Annotated in this window: 17 protein-coding genes; all 17 read right to left on the bottom strand. The window is 32.4% G+C overall.

Translation table 11 applies throughout. The annotated features are described in order from the left end of the window. Positions 1-948 carry a DUF6625 family protein gene (locus EHC72_RS02565; protein WP_131535923.1) on the bottom strand — a complete coding sequence of 316 codons (948 nt, stop codon included), beginning with the start codon at positions 946-948 and terminating at the stop codon, positions 1-3. Further along, on the bottom strand, positions 945-2,102 hold the full coding sequence (locus tag EHC72_RS02560; protein ID WP_131535922.1) for a glycosyltransferase: 1,158 nt from the start codon (positions 2,100-2,102) through the stop codon (positions 945-947). The genes EHC72_RS02565 and EHC72_RS02560 overlap by 4 nt, the downstream gene beginning before the upstream one ends. Continuing rightward, positions 2,099-3,022 (bottom strand): glycosyltransferase family 2 protein, encoded by a 924-nt coding sequence (locus EHC72_RS02555; RefSeq protein WP_165585753.1) that lies wholly within the window; start codon positions 3,020-3,022, stop codon positions 2,099-2,101. Before EHC72_RS02555 ends, EHC72_RS02560 begins: the two co-directional genes overlap by 4 nt. Position 3,023: 1 nt before the next feature. After that, the gene (locus EHC72_RS02550) at positions 3,024-5,138 is read right to left on the bottom strand and encodes an NAD-dependent epimerase/dehydratase family protein (RefSeq protein ID WP_131535920.1); all 2,115 of its coding nucleotides are present in this window, start codon (positions 5,136-5,138) and stop codon (positions 3,024-3,026) included. A gap of 3 nt (positions 5,139-5,141) precedes the next feature. Further along, entirely contained in the window at positions 5,142-6,065 is a 924-nt protein-coding gene (locus tag EHC72_RS02545) for a glycosyltransferase family 2 protein (protein WP_131535919.1), read from the bottom strand. A gap of 34 nt (positions 6,066-6,099) precedes the next feature. Continuing rightward, positions 6,100-7,125, bottom strand: coding sequence for a glycosyltransferase family 2 protein (locus EHC72_RS02540; protein ID WP_131535918.1), 1,026 nt, complete (start codon positions 7,123-7,125; stop codon positions 6,100-6,102). Next, the gene (locus EHC72_RS02535; RefSeq protein ID WP_131535917.1) at positions 7,110-7,970 is read right to left on the bottom strand and encodes an alpha-1,2-fucosyltransferase; all 861 of its coding nucleotides are present in this window, start codon (positions 7,968-7,970) and stop codon (positions 7,110-7,112) included. The genes EHC72_RS02540 and EHC72_RS02535 overlap by 16 nt, the downstream gene beginning before the upstream one ends. Further along, positions 7,967-8,635 (bottom strand): CatB-related O-acetyltransferase, encoded by a 669-nt coding sequence (locus EHC72_RS23005; RefSeq protein WP_246029359.1) that lies wholly within the window; start codon positions 8,633-8,635, stop codon positions 7,967-7,969. Before EHC72_RS23005 ends, EHC72_RS02535 begins: the two co-directional genes overlap by 4 nt. Before the next feature lie 95 nt (positions 8,636-8,730). Further along, positions 8,731-9,633 (bottom strand): glycosyltransferase family 2 protein, encoded by a 903-nt coding sequence (locus tag EHC72_RS02525; RefSeq protein WP_131535915.1) that lies wholly within the window; start codon positions 9,631-9,633, stop codon positions 8,731-8,733. A 2-nt stretch (positions 9,634-9,635) separates the two neighbouring features. Then, positions 9,636-10,331, bottom strand: a complete 696-nt coding sequence (locus EHC72_RS02520) for a class I SAM-dependent methyltransferase (protein ID WP_131535914.1) — start codon at positions 10,329-10,331, stop codon at positions 9,636-9,638. Between the two features lie 13 nt (positions 10,332-10,344). Beyond that, positions 10,345-11,640: an ABC transporter ATP-binding protein gene (locus tag EHC72_RS23000; RefSeq protein WP_131535913.1), complete on the bottom strand. Its 1,296-nt coding sequence runs from the start codon at positions 11,638-11,640 to the stop codon at positions 10,345-10,347. Positions 11,641-11,657: 17 nt separating this feature from the next. Next, positions 11,658-12,533 carry an ABC transporter permease gene (locus tag EHC72_RS02510; RefSeq protein ID WP_131535912.1) on the bottom strand — a complete coding sequence of 292 codons (876 nt, stop codon included), beginning with the start codon at positions 12,531-12,533 and terminating at the stop codon, positions 11,658-11,660. 12 nt (positions 12,534-12,545) lie between these two features. After that, the gene (locus tag EHC72_RS02505) at positions 12,546-13,661 is read right to left on the bottom strand and encodes a glycosyltransferase family 4 protein (protein WP_131535911.1); all 1,116 of its coding nucleotides are present in this window, start codon (positions 13,659-13,661) and stop codon (positions 12,546-12,548) included. Then, entirely contained in the window at positions 13,651-15,459 is a 1,809-nt protein-coding gene (gene asnB, locus EHC72_RS02500) for an asparagine synthase (glutamine-hydrolyzing) (RefSeq protein ID WP_131535910.1), read from the bottom strand. Before asnB ends, EHC72_RS02505 begins: the two co-directional genes overlap by 11 nt. Positions 15,460-15,634: 175 nt before the next feature. Continuing rightward, positions 15,635-16,138, bottom strand: coding sequence for a UpxY family transcription antiterminator (locus EHC72_RS02495; protein WP_131535909.1), 504 nt, complete (start codon positions 16,136-16,138; stop codon positions 15,635-15,637). 71 nt (positions 16,139-16,209) lie between these two features. Then, positions 16,210-18,609: a polysaccharide biosynthesis tyrosine autokinase gene (locus EHC72_RS02490; RefSeq protein WP_131535908.1), complete on the bottom strand. Its 2,400-nt coding sequence runs from the start codon at positions 18,607-18,609 to the stop codon at positions 16,210-16,212. Next, positions 18,609-19,430, bottom strand: coding sequence for a polysaccharide biosynthesis/export family protein (locus EHC72_RS02485; RefSeq protein ID WP_131535907.1), 822 nt, complete (start codon positions 19,428-19,430; stop codon positions 18,609-18,611). The genes EHC72_RS02490 and EHC72_RS02485 overlap by 1 nt, the downstream gene beginning before the upstream one ends. Positions 19,431-19,449: the final 19 nt, after the last annotated feature.

Here is a 19,449-nt window from a genome sequence, read left to right as displayed (position 1 = left end):
TTAGGTATATTGTATCTTTAACTTTCTCGCTATATACTTAGGTAATTTACGGGTATAATATAAAAAGGATAAAGCCAATAGTTTCGGTTTGTTAAATAGTAAAACTTCTATTCTGTTTTTATAAAAACCAGTATCAGTAATAAAAAAGTTGCTAGGTATTTTTTCCCACTTTGGATAGGTGAAATACGGTTTTCTTTTATTCATTACATAGTGAAAATATCCTATTTCAGTACTGTTAACTGTCAAACTTTCAAGGTTGTATTCAATCTTGTCTTTACCACTTAAATTTTCACAAATAAAGGTTTCGAAAGATGCTTTAATTTTATTTTCATTACACTCTTTAGCAACTAAATAGGTAAATGATGATTTAGGGAGGTGTAATTTGTTTAATCCTTCCCATATAGTTTCATTGTGACTAGTTTCGTCAATCCCTTCACAACGTAAAGTGTTTATAAGACTAGTGAAATTTTCGAGCTTATTATAAAGTGTATTATTATAATTAGTGTTTTTAACAAGGGTGAAAGATCCAGATACAATTTCTTCTCTGGCTGAGATTATATCATATCCAGCGTCCATTTTTGGTAAAACATACTTGCCAAGATTTCCATAAATTAAATCAATATCTCCGTAAGCCCAATATTCAAAATCTTTAATGTAGTGTGCAAAAATATGCCCATATGCGGGCTTTAAATCACATAATTTATAAGGGAATCTTAATTTGTAATTTTCAATTGATAATTTATCCGCAATCAACTCATCGAGTTCTTTACTTGAAAAGGGAATAAATTTTACATTTGAAATTTTTGGATCAATAATTTCGCAATCAGTGATAAATAATATTTGCAACCATTTATTATTTGTACAACCTTTTAAGAAAAGATGAAAATAAGGAGGCCATTTTCCAAAATACGGAATTATTAATATGGCTCTTTTCTCTATTTCTATCATAATGTTGATTTAATTAGCTGTTCTAAACCATTTAAATCGTGATAAAGATTTACATCAAAACCTTTAATTTTCCACTCACGCATATCACCAAGATCATTAGCAATTATTGGAATATTATTCTGTAAAGCCTCATATAAAACAAAAGGACCAGTTTCATACCATATAGAAGGAATGCAAAGAAGATCAATTTTTTTGTAGAAATCTTTTAGCTCATCCTCATTAAGATTATACTGCCAGAAAATATTTTTAACATTTTCCGTTATACCTTTAAGTTGCATAAAATATTTATCTCTTGCTGAAGGTGGTATACCGGCTATATGTAGTTCTATATTTGAATTATTAATGTTTTTTAGTGCTTTTACCAACACATGAAGTCCCTTTTCTTTGGCTATGCGCCCTATAAAACCAATTTTAAGTTTTCCTTCATTAACCTTTACTTTAGTTTTGGTTTTGAGAGGTACTTGCATTTGGGTTGTTACTATTAATTTTGAAGGATCAAAGCCATTTTCTATAAAAACTTTTTCTTGCCATTTTGTAAATACATAAAGTGCATCACACAAGGAATTAAGTTTGTTTAAGGTATTGCATTTATAATCAACTACTTTAGCTATATGGTTGGGATAACGAAAGCTTAACAAAATTTTTGCCGTTGCCGGACTAAAAAATTTAGGTACACCCTTTTTGTTGCAAAAGCAGCTTAAACATTTTTGTTTTTCAATTTTACCATCGCATGCATACGCTCCATATTGCATTAAGTCGCCTCTTATACAAGTAATGCTAGGCGTATGTGCCGTAAATAAAATTTTGCAGTTAAGTTGCTTTGCAATTTCAATGTGGAAAATGCCAAAGCTTGGGGTTAATGTATGGAAATGTACTGTATCAGGTGATAATTTTTTGAGTAAACTTTCGAATTCAATAATGTTTTTTGATGGTTTTTGGCCGCTAATAATTTGTTTCTCTCCACTGTTTTCATGATTTATAGTATGCACCTCTATTTCATCATATTTGAAGGATGTAACACCATTTTCTGAAATTGTAATTACAACTACAACATTGCCTGCCTCAATTAATTTTTTTGCTTGGTGGTAAACATATTTTTCTGTACCACCCTTACTATTCGGATAGAAGTATTCTGTTACTAAGGCAATTTTCATTTTTTTAGCCTCCGTTTTATTCCAGCAATATATTCAGCCTTTCTATAACCAAAAACTTTTGAGAGTATCTTGAGCATTCCTTTTTGTTCGGGAATATAGTTGGGCTCAATCTCTAAAAGAAGTGAAATTGCATGGTTATTTAAGTCAGAATTTAATATACTTAACCTATTAATGCAATGGCGAAGCACAGTGATTAAAGCTATTTTTTTTTCGTTGGGGAGAATAGATGTTGAGCTCCAAATTTTATAAATCTCTTCAGCATTTTTTAAACAATCAGCTACAAAAGCCAATTCGTTTCGTTGAGATAAGGAGTTTTTCTGTGCCGTACGGTATTGAGCCATAACCCCAGAGGTATAAATAAATTTGCCACCATTTATTGCAGCATCAAGAAAATACCTTGCATCTTGTATTACTGGAAGATTTTGGTTCCAATAGATTTTTGAGGTAATATTTCTACTATATAAAATTGCTGCAGGCGGGCACCAAAAATCGGTGAAAAGTGCTATTTCAATATTACCCTCAATTTCCCTTTTTATAGTTTTAGTAACCTTAATTACATTTTCTACTTCAGTAAATTGTTGCCAATCACCATAAGCTACGTCAGCATTGTTTTGCGATAGTGCGTTAATCTGCAGTTCTATTTTATTTGACGTTAATAAATCATCGGCATCCAAATATTGTATGTAATCGCCCAAAGCATAACTTAAACCTAAGTTTCGTGCATAACTTACACCCTTATTTGGAGTAGAAATAATTTTAATTTTAGCTTCAAATGCTTCAAGGAGCTGCAGAGTATTGTCTGTAGATCCATCATTGATAACAATAACTTCAAAATCTTGGTAGCTTTGTTGGTATACCGAGTTTAAGGTTTGTAATATAGTAGATGCGGCATTATAAGCCGGAATTATAATTGATACCAAATTAGTATTGGCTATCTAGCCATTCTTTAGTTTTTTTAATGCCTGTTTCAATATCGATTTTTGAATTCCAGTTTAGTGTTTTCTTCGCTTTATTGGACAAAAAATGACTTTTATTAAAACCAAACAGATCTTTTAGCCATACAGGAGGATTAAACTTTTCGGGTTTAACTTTTGTCAAGTTAATCCAGGAACTAGAATTCCACTCAATTTCTCTCTGATCGTCCAGCTTGTTTCTAAAACCTGGCGCTTTTGAAAAAAGAAATTTTTTGATTTTCCCTAAAATAGGATGGTTATTGATTAATGAAACCAACTCGTAATTAGTAAGTAAGTATCTGAAAATACTTTTTAAATCTGATTTTGATTCAAATGAGCCTTTTGAAATTTCTGCTGTGCTTAGGTTTTTTATTGTACTATCATATGGACTTAATAATTTACTAAGAAAGTATTTCCAGGTAACGGCACCATCTGTGATAATAAAATTTTGTGCATGTGCTTCTTTAACCTGTAGTGCCATTTCTATGGCATCAATTAGGTTATCTATAAAAACCAAATTAGCCATTCCTGCACCTTCATCAATCCAACAGAAACGATTTGATTTTAAAAGTATAGCCGGAAGAGTAGTATACGTTTTCCCATTAGGACCATATACACAAGTTGGATTTAAAACAATAATGCGTGTTTTAGTTTGTGTTTTGGCAAAGTCTAAACACCATTGCTGCATATTTTTTTTAGTTTCGCCATAACTACCTCCAGCAGGTTTGTACTTTGCATTCTCGGTTACCTCTCCATCAGGAAAACCGTAAACATTCATCGTGCTCATTACTACTATTGCTTCTGCACCTTGCTCACAAGCTGCTTTAACAACATTTTTTGTTGCTTCTACATTTATCGAAAAAGCATCTTTCCCATCCGTTGCATAAGCCATGTGCACAACAAATTTTTGACCTTTTAAACTTTGTGTAACAGCTTGATAATTCAATAAATCTAAGCGAGGTAATTTAATATCAAAGCGTGCAATAGGTGCGCAGGTTTTATAATTACGTACTGGAGCAGTTATATTTTGATTGCCTGTAAACCATAACCTCTCTATTAAAGCAGTGCCGATAAATCCGGTGGCACCTGTAATAAAATAAGGGTTATCATTTTTTACTGGTATATTTTGTACTCTGTTTTTATATGCCCACTCTATTAAAAAGGTTACGTGTTTAGCTTGTGTAATATCAACGAGGTTTGAATCGCTACTCAACAGGCAGGTAATTTGCTCAACAAAGCAGCTTTCAAATGTATAAGCAAGTGCAGAGTCTTTAAAAGCATTATTTATTTCTATTTTATGGGTAAGCCCACTATTATCAGAAAAGTAACAAGCATCAAATTCATCTTTGTTAATCCAAATTGAGCCGCTACTTCCGATTATTTTAAAATGATTTTTTAAAGTCTGCGTTCTCGAAAGATTGATACTGATTTTAAAATCTTTCTTTGATTTAAGCTGATAAGAACTATTAGCTTCAACTCCGCCCTCATAATCATCATTATATTTTACTGGAGTTAACTCGCCAAATAACTTATAAACAAGATCGAGATAATGCACGCCCATATCTGCTAAGACTCCTCCATTTTTAGGATCAAAAAAAGCATAGCTGTCTGCTTTCCATGCAAATGGGTTCCCGTCTTCTATTTCTACATTTTGAATAGCACCTAATAAATGCAAGCTTTTTTCCATGGCTTGGAAAGATGGCATATACCTCCTAACCATTGCTGCATAAACAACAGAATTTGAAATTATTTGTTGTTTTTCTATTCTATCGCAAGATTCAGTTGATAAACTAATAGGTTTTTCGCATAATACTTTGATGTTATTCTTTAAACAACATTTTATAGCCGCTTCATGCAAGTGGTTAGGCACCGTTATAATTGCGAAGTCGAATTTTGTTTTATTTTGCTTAAAAAAAGATTCAAAATCGAGGCTATAAGTGTTAAATCCAAGTTCTTTATAATAATTTACAACAGCTAAATTTGGTTCCGTTATAGTTATCTGGCTATTAATATTTAAGTAATTAATAGCTGGTAAATAATATTCTTTAACTACTGCACCACCTCCAATGATAAGTATTTCCAATCTCTAAGTTCTTTTTAGATAATAGTTGATTTTATAAAATAGTTTGATCCCATTTTTTATTCCAAACAACCAACAGAATCCACTAATTCCAAAAGGCTTAAACCAATTATAAGAGGATATTTTTTTAGAATTAATAGTATCGTTGTTTAAATTAGGGGGAAAGCTTTTTTTAGTAATATACACCTGGTATAAATTATTTAATAGTTGCATATCTATTGATTCTAAAACTTGGTGATTAGCTTTGTTTTTTATGATAATCGTCGTTTTTAATTCATTGAAAAAGCTAAAAGTTGTTTCAGGATTATAGTGGTCGTATAGTACAGTGGTTCTGTCTTTTCTAAATACATGATTTATTGCGGTTACTTCTTTTGGACATACTACACATTTAAAATCGTTCATTAAAAGACTCGCAAAATATTCAATTACCTCCCAAGTTTTTCTTTCTTCATTCCATTGTAAATCATTTTTTTTTGATAGAACGGATGATACTGGCCACCAACTTGCTATAAGATTAGCCAAATCACTATTTTGATATGGAAATGCTTTGGATAATGATTTGCCTTTTTCCAGTGCTACGCACATGTCTGCATCACTATCTGCTATGCTATTAACCATATTTTTTATAGCATCATTAAGAAGTATATCGTCTGCATCTAAAAAAATAACATATTCACCACCAGATACCCGGATTCCATAATTTCTGGCGGCTGAAACACCCTTATTTTCTGTCTTGAAATATTTTATACTTAGACTTTCTAATAATGGAGTTAAGATATTGTAAGTATTATCAGTTGATCCATCATCAATAACAACACATTCTGTAAATTCATAGTCTTGTTGCAGAACCGAATTAATTGATGCTAAAATTAAATTCGCATTGTTGTATGTTGGAATTATTACAGATACTATAGGTTGAGGATGTTTCATTATAAAATAAGAAGCATTTTATTGACAGGGTTAGCTATATGTATTTGTAATAGAAAGTTTTCAAATGAGCTTTAATAAGTTTATTATAAGGAGGATTATAAAAATCTTTGACTAGTGATTTTTTATAAATTAAAAAACTCTCAATATTTTCAGCAATTAAGAAATAGCAAATATCCCAAAGTTTTTTTGCTAGAATATTTCCTAGTATTTTCTCATTATAATCTTTAGATAATTTATTAGTTCTATGTAGCAGATTAATCCAACTGGAAAGTTCGATTAAATCATGTTTATTTTTTGGCCAATTATCTTGAATTAACAGTTTATGTACTTCATATTGTTTTTGAGAAGGTTCTTTATCCTTGAACATCTTTAAAACTTGATTCCAAGATATTTCTATTGCTTTTGCTTGTTGCGCTACCTGATTAGAGCTACTAATCTGATTCGGAGTTATTCTATATCTAAGTAGAATTTGGTTAATATTATGAAATTCTGTCTTTTTAGATAATCTTACCCATAATTTATAATCCTCGGCAGGGAAAAAATCTTTTTCATAAACCTCATTATAATCGCTGAAGAGAGATTTACGGTACATAACTGTAGGATGCGCAAAACTGCATTTAAATAATAAGGAAGCTTTTATTTCCTCGTCCATTGTTGGGAATAGCCATCTATCCAAAATTTGATTTCCATCCCACAATTCGATGTTGCATCCACAAATACCAACAAGCTTGTTTTTTAATAAATATGATAACTGCTTACTAATACGGGTAGGATAGGCCCAATCATCTGCATCCATTCTAGCGATAAACTCACCTTTGCAATGGGCTATTCCTTTGTTTAATACCGCAACTAAACCTTCATTTTCTTTGTTATTAATTAGTACTATACGGCTATCTTTAAAAGAAGCTATTATCTTTTCTGTCCCATCCGTTGATCCATCGTTGATAACAATAAGTTCTAAATTGTTATAAGTTTGATTTAAAATACTTTGTATGCTCTCTGCTATATAGGCTTCAGCATTGTAAGCGGGGAGAAGAACTGAAACTAAATGGATACCCAATTTTTTGGTAAAATATCTGTTGTTTTATTGTTGCTAAACCAATTTTTTGGTGCAATTACTATTTGTTTTTCATGTTTACATAACCATGCTCCCCACCAGCTAAAGCTACTATTTGCAATAATATGGTGCTTTGAAATTGACATTAAATACATGTCTATCCAGGGTTGATATTGACCAGAGATAATCTTTTTGTTTTTAATGAATGTTAAGTTATTTTCACACCACTCATGGTCATCAGAAAAAATTAAATATGATGGATTTTCAACTTTTTTGTTAATGCACTCACACGCCGATTGATAATATTCAATTGGAAGGGTGCCATGAATGCTTTGATTTTGTGGCAAGAGGTAATCACCACGGCGCACATGTAAGCTTACCGGATTTTCTAATGATTTTATTAAATTTTCTATATCTAAAAGATTTGCAGGGATTTCGCTAAATGTAAACTCCTCCAGTAATTCGTTACGTATTTTATTGAAGTATTCTGGATTTTGAAAATATCCATTTAAAATATAACTCTTCCCTAACTCCTTTATCTTCGGGAAATTTTCATCAGAAACATACGTTAAATCCTTTAAAAAGTTAGGAAATAGGTTTCTAAGAAAAGTTATTTTTTTGTTTTTAGAGCATATTAATCGAAGAAAAAATTGATTTATTTTTTTGCCTTTTAACTGATTAAAGATGGGGAGTTCAAAATCTCTCTTAGTGAAATTTTTGTCGGTGTTATCTTTTTTATTCAGAAACGATAAATCTAGGTAAACAAATTTATTTTTAGCAAATGATCGAGCAGCAGCATACTGAAACATTTGATTACCTAATCCGCCCATTAATTTTACTATAATCAATTAGATTGCTTTTTAATAAATTCCTTAATGTCGTGTAAATTTTTATAGTTTTCTTTTAACCATTCCTCACTTTTATCCCACCATTTAAAATTTAAAAGAAAGTTAACTTCAACTTCGTCAAATCGATAATTTATGTGCTTTGCAGGTACGCCAGCAACTATAGAATACGGTTCAACATTTTTTGTAACGATAGCACCGGCACCAATAATTGCCCCATCACCTATAATTAAGTCGTCCATAATAACTGCATTAGCACCAATCCATACATCATTACCTATCAAAGTATTACCCATTTCTCTAAAGTAGTTATCGTCTGAAAACGTAGTTCCACATTGTTTATTTAAGGAATAGAATACTGGGCTTGTGGAAACAAATTTTTTCGATGGATGCATACCCCCGCCAATAAGTACATTTTGTGCTATTGATACAAATTTTCCTGCCTTGGTATTCATCATACTAACGTTTTGTGATATATAGGAGAAGTTTCCAATACATGTATTAAATAGGTATGAGTTTCTACCTAAGGAAATGTTATCACCAAATTCACAGTTATCAATAATTACATTCTCATGTATTCTTAAAGTACCCTTAATTTCTAGATTGGAAATTCTGGATATAGATATATTAAATTTCGATAAAATAGACTTTATAGTTTTTTTAATCATAACGCAGAAAATTAATGTATTTCAGTAGAAAAAGGATTTAATTTTCGAGCTCAAGTGTAAGTCTAATTTTATACTGAAAGTCTTTCGTAGTTCATTTAGAAAAGCTTAAATGATTTTTCTCCTTTAAAAGTACGTATTAACGATTTGCAAATAAGGGCTAATTTAATTAGTTGTGGTAGTTTTACTTGAGTTCCGATTTCTCTAAGTTCTTCTGCCGAACTTATTTTATACCTATTAAATAATCTGATAAAAAACATCAGAAACTTCGTTCGAAAAAAGATTTTTGGAGTATAGATTTTCTTATATAAATAAAGATATTCTCTAATTTCTACTTCTTTATTATTTATGCATTCTGTAGTTACATTATGCTCTGTGCCAGTTATACCAGTAATTAAAGTGGCACTTGTATATTGATAATGTTTATTTGCTTGTAAATTTTTAATGTAAAAATCCAAATCCACCAGCCAAGTTAAATTTTCGTCATAACAAAATTGTTTTTTATTTCTGTATATCGTTGAACTTGGCGGGCCAATAAAATTTCCAAAAAATGGAGCTAAAGGATCGGAGGATAAGTATTCTAATTGTTTTTTACTGGGCTGCTGCACCCAAGTATCGTTTTTTGATATGTCTACTGTAATTGATGCACTAAATCCGAAATCACTTTGGGGATTATTATCAAGCATTTCAACAAATTTTCTTAAACTGTAGGCATAAGAAAAATAATCATCGTGATGCATTATCTTTATGTATTGCCCCTCAGCAAGTGATACTGCTTTATTCCAGTTTTTTGGAGATCCTAGGGTGATTTCGTTTTTATGATATTTAAGCCTATCCTCAAAGTCATAAGTGTTTAAAAGTTCAAGAACGGAATTATCTGGAGTGTCATCAGTAATAATTATCTCATAATCTTTATAGTTCTGTATTGTGATAGAATCCAAGGTTTTAGCTAAAAAATTAAGTTGCTTATATGTTGGTATGCATATTGAAACTTTGATCATATTTAGGCTATTTTACTTGCAACACAGATAATAAAATCCTTTGTTTCTTGATGATCCTTTATTTCGTGCGTTTGATAGTTTTGGTATCTATAGTATTCTACCAAAAATCCAGCGCCACGAAGCCAGGCTTCCAATTTTTGCTCATCAATGTAAAAAGTAAGGTGATGCCCAAGACTTATTGCTACCTCACTTTTTTCTTGAAGATAAGGAGTAGAGAAAATTAGTTTTCCATTGGTTTTTAACGCTTTATTAAAAACACCGAATAATCTTTCAATATCTTCTTCTTTAAAGTGCTCTATTGTTTCAAATGAAACAATAGTATCAAACTCTGAATTATAATCTAAATGAAGAAGGTTTTGTTGGTGGAAACTTACCGTATTAAAATTCTTATACCTTTTTTGTATTTCAGCAATAACCTTATGACTAATATCTACTCCTAAAACTTTTTTGGATTGCTTGGATAATAAAATGCTCCCATAGCCTGTTCCACAAGCAAAATCACCTACGTAATTATTTGCGGAAATTATCTGTGCGGCAAATTCATATCTTCTGTAGTGGCTTTTTTGGTAAATATCAAATTTATCAAATCCAATTTTATCTTTATAATAAATGTCAACACGCTCTCCACGATCATCAAATTTTTTCGTTGGAAATAATATTTTAATTATTTTTTTAATTACTCTTTTTAAAAATCTCATGTTCGCATTTAGTTTATTCGTTGGTCCATTTTAAAAGCGGTCTTATTAATCCAGGAAATTTCCCAATGGATTGGCCTCTGGCAGAAACAAAATCTTTTCTTAATAAATCTATTATTTCAAATGCTATCGCATCTTTAACATGTAAGTATATTTGCCCTTTTTGATGGTTAAATATAGCGGCACTAACTATAATTTTACTTTCGTTTAGAAAATTCTCAGGAACCCATGCTATGGTTTTATATCTTCCAATAGGATGGGGCTCATTGTACCATTTAGAAGTTATACTATGCGAATCGAAAAGATTTTGATCAACTTCATTATAAAAATTTAAACCGTGCCATAAAATATGATTTGGTTCCAATACTTCATATTCTAATTCAATACCAAATCGTTCAGTAACATCAAACTTTTCTTTAGAAATCAACCCTTCATTTATTGCTCTTACTGATATCAATTTAACTGCTTGATTACCCGGTGCATTATTTATAGACCATTTTTTTTCACAACTAAGATCAAAGTTATTATTTTCATACTTAGCAATTACTTCATTGGAGATACCTTGATCCTGTATTTTGCCATTATTCAATAAAATTGAGTTCTTACAAAGGGATGCAATGCTTGCCATATTATGACTAACAAACAATACTGTTCTACCTTCGCCCTTACTTACTTCGCTCATTTTACCCAAACATTTCTTTTGAAACTCTGCATCGCCTACAGCCAATACTTCATCAACAATTAAAATTTCAGATTCCAAATGTGCAGCAACGGCAAAAGCTAAACGTACATACATGCCTGACGAATATCTTTTAACAGGCGTATCCAAATAACGTTCTATACCAGCAAAATCTACAATTTCATCAAGTTTTCGTTGTATTTCTTTTTTACGCATGCCTAAAATTGCACCATTTAAAAAGATGTTTTCCCGTCCACTTAATTCTGGATGAAAGCCTGTGCCTACTTCTAATAGACTAGCAATACGGCCTTTCCCGGTTATTTTTCCAGTAGTGGGGGCAGTTACTTTACTTAATATTTTAAGAAGCGTGCTTTTTCCAGCGCCATTACGCCCTATAATCCCAACGGCATCGCCCTGCTCTATCTCGAAATTTATATCTTTAAGACTCCAAACTACATCACTTTGACTTTTAGTGTTTTGGTTATTGCCTTCGCCAATTCTTAAAAACGGATCTTCTTTTCCACGAATTCGTGCATACCATCGCTCTAAATCGCGACTTATCGTGCCTGTGCCAATTTGACCAAGTTGATAAGCTTTACCAAGGTTTTCTGCTTTGATGGCTATATTCGACATTTCGGAATAATTAAATTTTAAACTGTATCAACGAAATTCCTTTCTACCTTATTAAAAATGACAATGCCAAACACGAGCATCAACATTGTTATTAAGGTGGCATAACCGAAACTACTCCAGCTAAAACTCCCTTGGCCTAAAAAGCCATACCTAAACGTTTCAATAATTGGCGTCATTGGGTTATATTCAATAATCCAACTATAAGCTGGGTATTTTGCTAGAGCGGTAGAGAGCGGGTAAATTACCGTTGTAGCATACATAAGCAGCTGAACGCCAAAAGTAATAAGGAAAGCTAAGTCACGGTATTTTGTTGTCATGGCGGATATAATCATGCCAAGGCCAAGCCCCAATAGAGCCATTAATATAACTACAACTGGAAACAATAAAATAGCCCAAGACGGTTGAAAATCGCTTCCAGAAAAATAATAATAAGCCATTAAAATAAGGAACAATATCATTTGAACAGCAAAGCGAACCAGATTGCTCACTACAATGCTTAAGGGCATTATTAATCGGGGAAAATAAACTTTTCCAAAAATTGAAGCATTGTCTCTAAAAACGGTTGATGTTTTGGTAAGGCAATCTGCAAAATAGTTCCATGCGGTAATGCCCGCCATATAAAATAATGGTTTTGGCAATCCATCTGTTGAAATTCCAGCAAGATTTCCAAATATAAACGTGAAAATAATGGTGGTAAATAAGGGCTGAATAAAAAACCACAAGGGGCCCAATATTGTTTGCTTATAAAAGGAAACAAAATCACGACGAACCAAAAGCAAAAGCAAATCCCGGTATGCCCAAACTTCGCTAAGTTTAAGATCAAAAAGAGAACTTTTAGATTCAATAATCCAATCGTGATTATGTGGATTTTGATGGGCTGTATTTACATCCAAATTCTTTATTTATTAATTATGTTGCAATAATTTAACAATATTTTTTTTGTACTTCTGGTAAGAAAAATGCTGCTGAGTAAGCAACTGCTGCGCTTTTATCTGTTGCAATGTTAAGGGATTACTTAGGCTGTAGAGCATAGCCTGATAAATTGCGTCGGTATTTTCTGGATCTACCATTTGCCCAATTTTACCATTTAATAATGCATCAGTACTTCCATCTTTATTGCCTGCAATTACTGAACAGCCATAAGCTGCAGCTTCTAAATAAACAAGCCCAAATCCTTCACTTTTACTAGGCATAATAAATATATCGGCCAATTGATAATGTGAAATAAGGTCATCATCTGATATAAAGCCTGTGCAAATAACATTTTTTTCGAGTTTACACAGCTTAATTAACGAATCGATGCGGTCCTGTTCGGCAATATCAGCTTTGCCAACCATTATGTAAAGTAAATTGGGATAAGCTTTTATTAGATCTTTGAGGCTCTGAATCACAAGGTCATAACCTTTATATTGCTCCGAAAAAGATAATCTACATACGGTTAAAATCACTTTTTGTGTTTCGTTTATATTATATTTTTTTAAAAGTAATTGTGGTTTTACCTTTTCTTTGGGTTGATCAAAAAATGGATCAAGACTATTATTTAAGACATGAATGTTTTTTGGTGAGATATTAATTTTATTAATCAGTTGGTTTGCTGTATAATTACTAACCGACCATATTTCTATCTTATTTAATAAGTCCTTTTTCCAGGTTGATAGGTTATTCCATATTTCTATACCGTGGGCTAAGAGGATAATGCGGATTTTAGGGTTTAATTTTTTAAGGATTCTAGCAAAAACAAGTAAGTGAATGTGGCTTAATATTAGTGTATTTGCATTTAAACCCTGCTTTACTGCTGCCAAACCAAAACTTATTTGTTTACCCTTGTAACCTTTAAATGAGTTCGCTTCTATATATTTTAAGTCTGCTTCATCGTCGTACATAGAGAGGATGGAAAAAGACTTAATCTTTTCTTCAGCTTTAATATCTGATAGTGTTTTAGCAAATGTTTTGCACACCTGCTCAATCCCACCAGTTAGGCTAAAGGTATTTAACGTTAAAAAAAGAATTTTAGGCTCCAAATGTTTCAATTACGTGTAATGCAATTGCCTTAGACCAATGCAGTTTGCCAAGTTTAAAATTATTAGCTAATTGAGTGATGTTTTTATTATCAGACGATAACATTGGTTTTAAAAACTGTGGATTTTCCTTTAACCAATTTTGAAATGGAAAAGTAAAACCCATTTTTGACCTGTTCCAAATTTGGTTAGGTAAAAGTTTAATAAAAGCATCAACCAATAAAGGTTTTGGCTTATCACCTTTAAATTTCAGTTCGTTATTTATAAGTTTTAAAGCCGTTAGTAAATCCTGATCCAAAAAGGGTACTCTTACTTCCACACCATGTTGCATACTCATTGAATCGGTATCTTTAAGCAACTGATTTTGCATGTACATATTAGTTTCAAGCCAACTTGCCTGTTCTTCGGGTTTTAAGGCTGTCGGAAGTTCTGCCAATTTCATGTCTTTTAGTACCTCGTTAACCTCTGATAATGTGCGATTTAAAATGTCGGCAATTTGTTTGGGATCGAATATGCCTCTTAAAAAAAGATATTTGCCAACAGTATTTTTATAGCTTAGGTAATAAGCTCTCTTTAGTGAAGGTTTACTAAAATTAATGGTTGATTTTAGAATGAAAGTTGGAAGCTTACTTAAAAGGTCGATCAGTTTCATCCTTTTGAAAGATGGGTATCCGCCAAATTGTTCATCGGCACCAATGCCTGATAAAACTGCTTTTAGACCATTTTTATTTGCAAAATAATTAATAAACCAGGAATTTATTCCATCAGTAGTGGGTTGATCCATTGCATTTATTGCAGAAGGAAACAGTGAATCAAAAATAGCTTTGGTAATGGTATATTCGCTATGTTTCGCGTTTATTTGTGCGCTAATAATATCCTGATAAGGTTTTTCTGAAAAAGCGGTTTCTTCAAAGTTTATGGATATGGTATTTAAAAGATTATCTTTTTCTAAAGGAAGTTGCTCATTTGCAAGCAAAGTAATTAGACTGCTATCAATGCCGCCGCTTAAAAATACGCCAATAGGGGCATCAGCTAGTAAATGCCTTTTAACGGATTCTTTTAATCTAGTATGTACAATTTCTTCTGCTTCCTGTTTATCGTCAATTTTAATACTACTTTGCTGCGGTAAGAAAGAATTTATATCAAATTTGTTTGTTTCATGATAATAGGTTAAATACTGGCCTTTAGTTAACATTTCCACATCCGTTAGGGTTGTATAAGGTTCTGGAATATGCCCAAAAGCTAAAAAATAAATCTTCCAATCAGGGTTTTCCTTGTATGCAGGTTTAATATTTTTGAATGCTCTGATTTCTGAAGCGAAAACCAATTGATTGTTTAAAACAGAATAATAAAGAGGTTTAATACCTGATGAATCTCGAGCTAAAAATGTTTGGTTATTCTTTGTGTCGTACAACGCGAAGGCAAACATTCCTTTGAGCCTTTCAAAGCTTTTAGTACCCCAAGCGGCGTAAGCGGCAAGTATAACTTCGGTATCGCAACTGCTCTTAAATTCAAAACCCAATTTTATTAGTTCTGCCTTTAAATCCAAGTAATTAAAAATTTCACCATTGTAAGTTATAACCAGTTCATTTTGGTTATAAAACATGGGTTGCTTTCCGGTAGTGCTTAAATCAATAATTGCAAGCCGCCTATGCCCAAATGCAATGCCATTTGTACTATTCACAAAAAAACCTTCACCATCAGGTCCACCATGAGCCATACTATTGCACATTAATTTAATAGTTGCCTCAAGTTCTTCAACGGGAAGATTTTTATTTATAAGTCCGGCTATTCTACACATTTAGTAGCTGGGTATACTTGTATTTTTGAGTTAATATGGACACAGCTTCGCCCTTTCAGTCACATGTTTTTTTTAAAAAATGCAACTTTTCAATTGTTGTATTAGTTTAATCTCATTAAGAGTGTATCCTTAATGGTTGTTATATTTTATTTAAGTGCCCACTATTTGTATACTTCTAAAAGGGCTCTACAAAAGCCATTGAAGTATTAATATTGATGGAGTACCCCATATTTTGTAAACGTAAAATAATACGTTGTTTATTTTGTACTGAAACAAGTTCTGCAACGATACCTTTAAACGGCCCTGCTTTAATTAATACTTTTTCGCCTGCTTTAATTTCATATTCAAAAATCTCCAGTTCCGTATCTGTAGCCAATAATAATTTTAAATCCTGAATTTGTTGTTCTGGAATAGAAGCAATATTTCCAGAGAAATAAAGAAACCTGGCAATGCCGTTAGTCATCAAAACTTCAGTATATTCTTTAGCTGAAATATATACGAAGAGATAGGATTTAATGAGCGGTTCTTCTACAATTTTTTTTCTATCACTCCATTGTTTTAATGTTTTTCGAAGAGGCAAATAGGTCGTTATATTTTTTTTGGTAAGGGCATCATAAGCTTTTTTTTCTGCTCTTGATCTCGTGTAAACCGGATACCATTTATAACTATTATCAATCATTGACCAGGAATTTGTACTTATGTTTTAGATCTGATTTATAATTCTATTATTTAAACTCTTCATTTTAGGCTTTATTTTTTCTTCCAAAACATCCACCACTTCCGATTCTCATCTTCATAGTAGCCAGATCCTGAATAGCCTGAATAATCAGAATAATAGTAAGTGCTATTGCCACCGCCACGGCTATAATCTGTTGTATAGTAGTTAGAATATAGTGCATCATCGCCAAAAGCATTTAAAATAATAGCCAAATTGCTTAAGCCATATTCTCTTGATAAACGTTCAGGTATAGCGGCTGCCCTCTGTTGTGATACGCCTGAGCGGATAACAAAGAGATTTACATCTGATTTACGGATAAGTGGAATGGCATCAGATACTAATCCTACTGGCGCTGTATCCACTAAAATATAATCGTAAATAGGGCTTAGCCTATCTAATAATTCTTTCATTGCTGATGTATGAAGCAATTCTGAAGGATTTGGTGGTACCGGGCCCGATGGAATAAAATCAATATGATGCATTTCATCATGTACCAAAACATCTTCAAGCTTGTGTTGCCCAGATAGAAGTGTGCTTAAACCCTTTTTATTATCGCTGCCAAAGGCTTTATGTAATTTCGATTTCCTTAAATCTGCCGCAATAAGAATAACTCTTTTCTCAATTAAAGCTAACGTGCTAGCCAAATTAACGGTTACAAAAGATTTACCCTCTCCAGAAATTTCTGAAGTGATACAGATTGTTTTACTTTGTTTATGACTAGCCAAAAAGCTTAAATTTGTACGTACAGAGCGTACAGATTCTGCAAAAACGGATTTAGGTTTTGATAAGGATAAGGCCTGTCTACTATCTTGATCTATATAATCTGGAAACTTACGGATTACACCAATAATTGGCGTATGCGTTAAGCCTTCAACCGTTTCTTTATCATAGATATAAGGATTTAAAAAACGAACCAAAAGAATTAAGCCAAAACCAGCTCCTAAACCTAAAAGAATTGCGTAGGTATATATTTTCTTTGAATCTGCTGAGATTTCAAAGTATGATGGGTAAGCAATATTTACAATTGCAGCTCCAGAAACCGTGGCAGCAGCATTCATTTCGGCTTCTAATTTCTTTTCAGAAAGGTAAGAGCGTACTTTATTATTAACTTCGAAATTGGTTTGTAGTTTTACAAAATTTTGCTCCTTTGTAGGGATGGTACTAATGTTTTTATTTACACTCGAAATTTGGCTGTTGATGTAATTAATGGTTTGGTCATTTTGTTGACGCATTCCACGGATACTACTTCTTATGTTAGCCTTTATGTTTGATATTTGCTGATCGATTTGCTTTACCGGTTGAGAATCTGCATTAAACTGATTGAGCTTTAAATCTCTATTAATCAAAAGGGCATTAAGTTGAGCAACCAAAGTACCCATGCTACTGCTCAGTTCGCCTTCTAAATCTAATCCTATCTCAATTTTTGATTTGTTATTGTTAACCTGATCTTCTAATTGCTTAATACCTAATTGTTTAATTCTAAGCTCAGTCATCTGCTTTTCAAAGTCAGCAAGCTTGCCTACCGTCATAGAAGTGGATGAACCTAAATCCAGAATTTTATTTTGCGTTTTATAATTTGCTAAAGTATTGCCAGATTTTCCTGCTTCGGTGTTAATAAAACCAAGTTGCGTATCAATAAATTGTACGGTTTGCTTAGCCGATCTTTGCCTTTGAATCAAATCGTATTTGATATATTCCTTCATTATTGAATTAAGCATATCGGCAGCAAAAACTGCATTACCATCTGATAAGCTTAGGCTCATAACATTGGTAAAACGTGCTGCTTCTGATACATTTACACCCATGGCCCTTCCAACAAAATCTTCTTTAGTATTAAACTTAAAGCTGTAATTACCTATTGGAATGGCAGAATTAATACGGAATTTCATATTCCCCATATTTAATACCTCACCATACTTATGAAGAGTTGCTTTTGCCTTTGGATTATTAGGATCACCGATGCTAAATGTTTTATTATCCACTGGCTCCACATTGTAAATACCACGACTAAAATTTACAGAGTCTTGTTCAATAATCTCGATTTGAAATGGGATATCAGGATAAAGTTCAGTTGTACGGATTCTACCTTTTAAATAATATGAAATTTTATAATTAAGGTTTGATATTGCATTGAGAATAACGTCGTTACTTTTAATTACAAAGCTTTCTGCCAGTATTTTATCGGTATAATTATATACCTGAGTTGGCATCTGGTTATTTGTTGTTATACTTGGGTTGCTATCCTGCAATTTTAATGATGCGCCTGTTTGATAAATAGGGGGGGTATATAAAAGTTTAATTTTTGCCCCAATTAACGCAATACCCACTAAGGCAGCAACCCAATACCAACGGCTTAAAAAAACCCTAAAGATTTTATAAAAATCAATCTGCTGGCTAACAGCCTTTGCTTCTAAATTTTCCGTAGTTTCCATTAACGAGTAACTGTAAAGATTAAAACAGCAAGATTGACTACCACAAGAAGCGGCTGTATAATATTATTAAAACTTTGCAGTTTTTCCGTCATAGCTACACTCTTGGTTTGCTGTAAAACAATAATATCATTGTTTTGAAGAATAAGTTTTTTGCTAGCCAAACTATTAATATCATTCAGGTTTACATAAATAATTTCTGGATGACTTCGATCGCCACGAATAATTTTTAAAGTTTTAGGATCAGCATTTTTTGTTATTCCGCCAGCTTCACCAATAATTTCGATTAAATTAGTATTATCCCTTTCCAACAAGAAGTTGCCCTGCTTACCAAATTCGCCTAGTAACGTTACTTTTAAGTTTACTACGCTTAACTCTATTATAGGATCTTTTAGTAGTTTGTTTTTATATAAATCTTGAATTTTAAGAGCTGCTTCTCTCCTGGTTAAGCCTACAACCTCAACTTTACCGATTGCTGGTAAATTAACCAAACCATCAGCTTCCACAGGATAAGAAAGTACGGTTGATATGTTGCCCGAATTTTGATTGCTATTTTGGCTGTTAACCTGGCCCTGAATAGCAGCTGTAGCCCCAAATTCTGGGTTTTGAACATTTCTAATCGCCAGTTGGTCATTCGGCTTTATTTTATAATATGCATCACTTATCCCTTGGTCATTTACAACGTAAACCTGTTTAATTGTGTCGGTTACAATATCACTTGGAGCATTAAACAAACTGTGTTGTTTGCGCACCGAGCAAGATGTTAATACCAATAAAAAGAATAAAGGCAATAAAACGGATTTAAAATAATAGGGTTGTTGCATGTTGTGATATGGGATATTA

Origin of the sequence: Pedobacter nototheniae (genome assembly GCF_004335085.1) — a bacterium.
GTDB classification, from domain to species: Bacteria; Bacteroidota; Bacteroidia; order Sphingobacteriales; family Sphingobacteriaceae; genus Pedobacter; species Pedobacter nototheniae.
The sequence above is the reverse complement of the archived record's forward strand: the minus strand, read 5'-3'. Positions and strand labels throughout refer to the sequence as shown.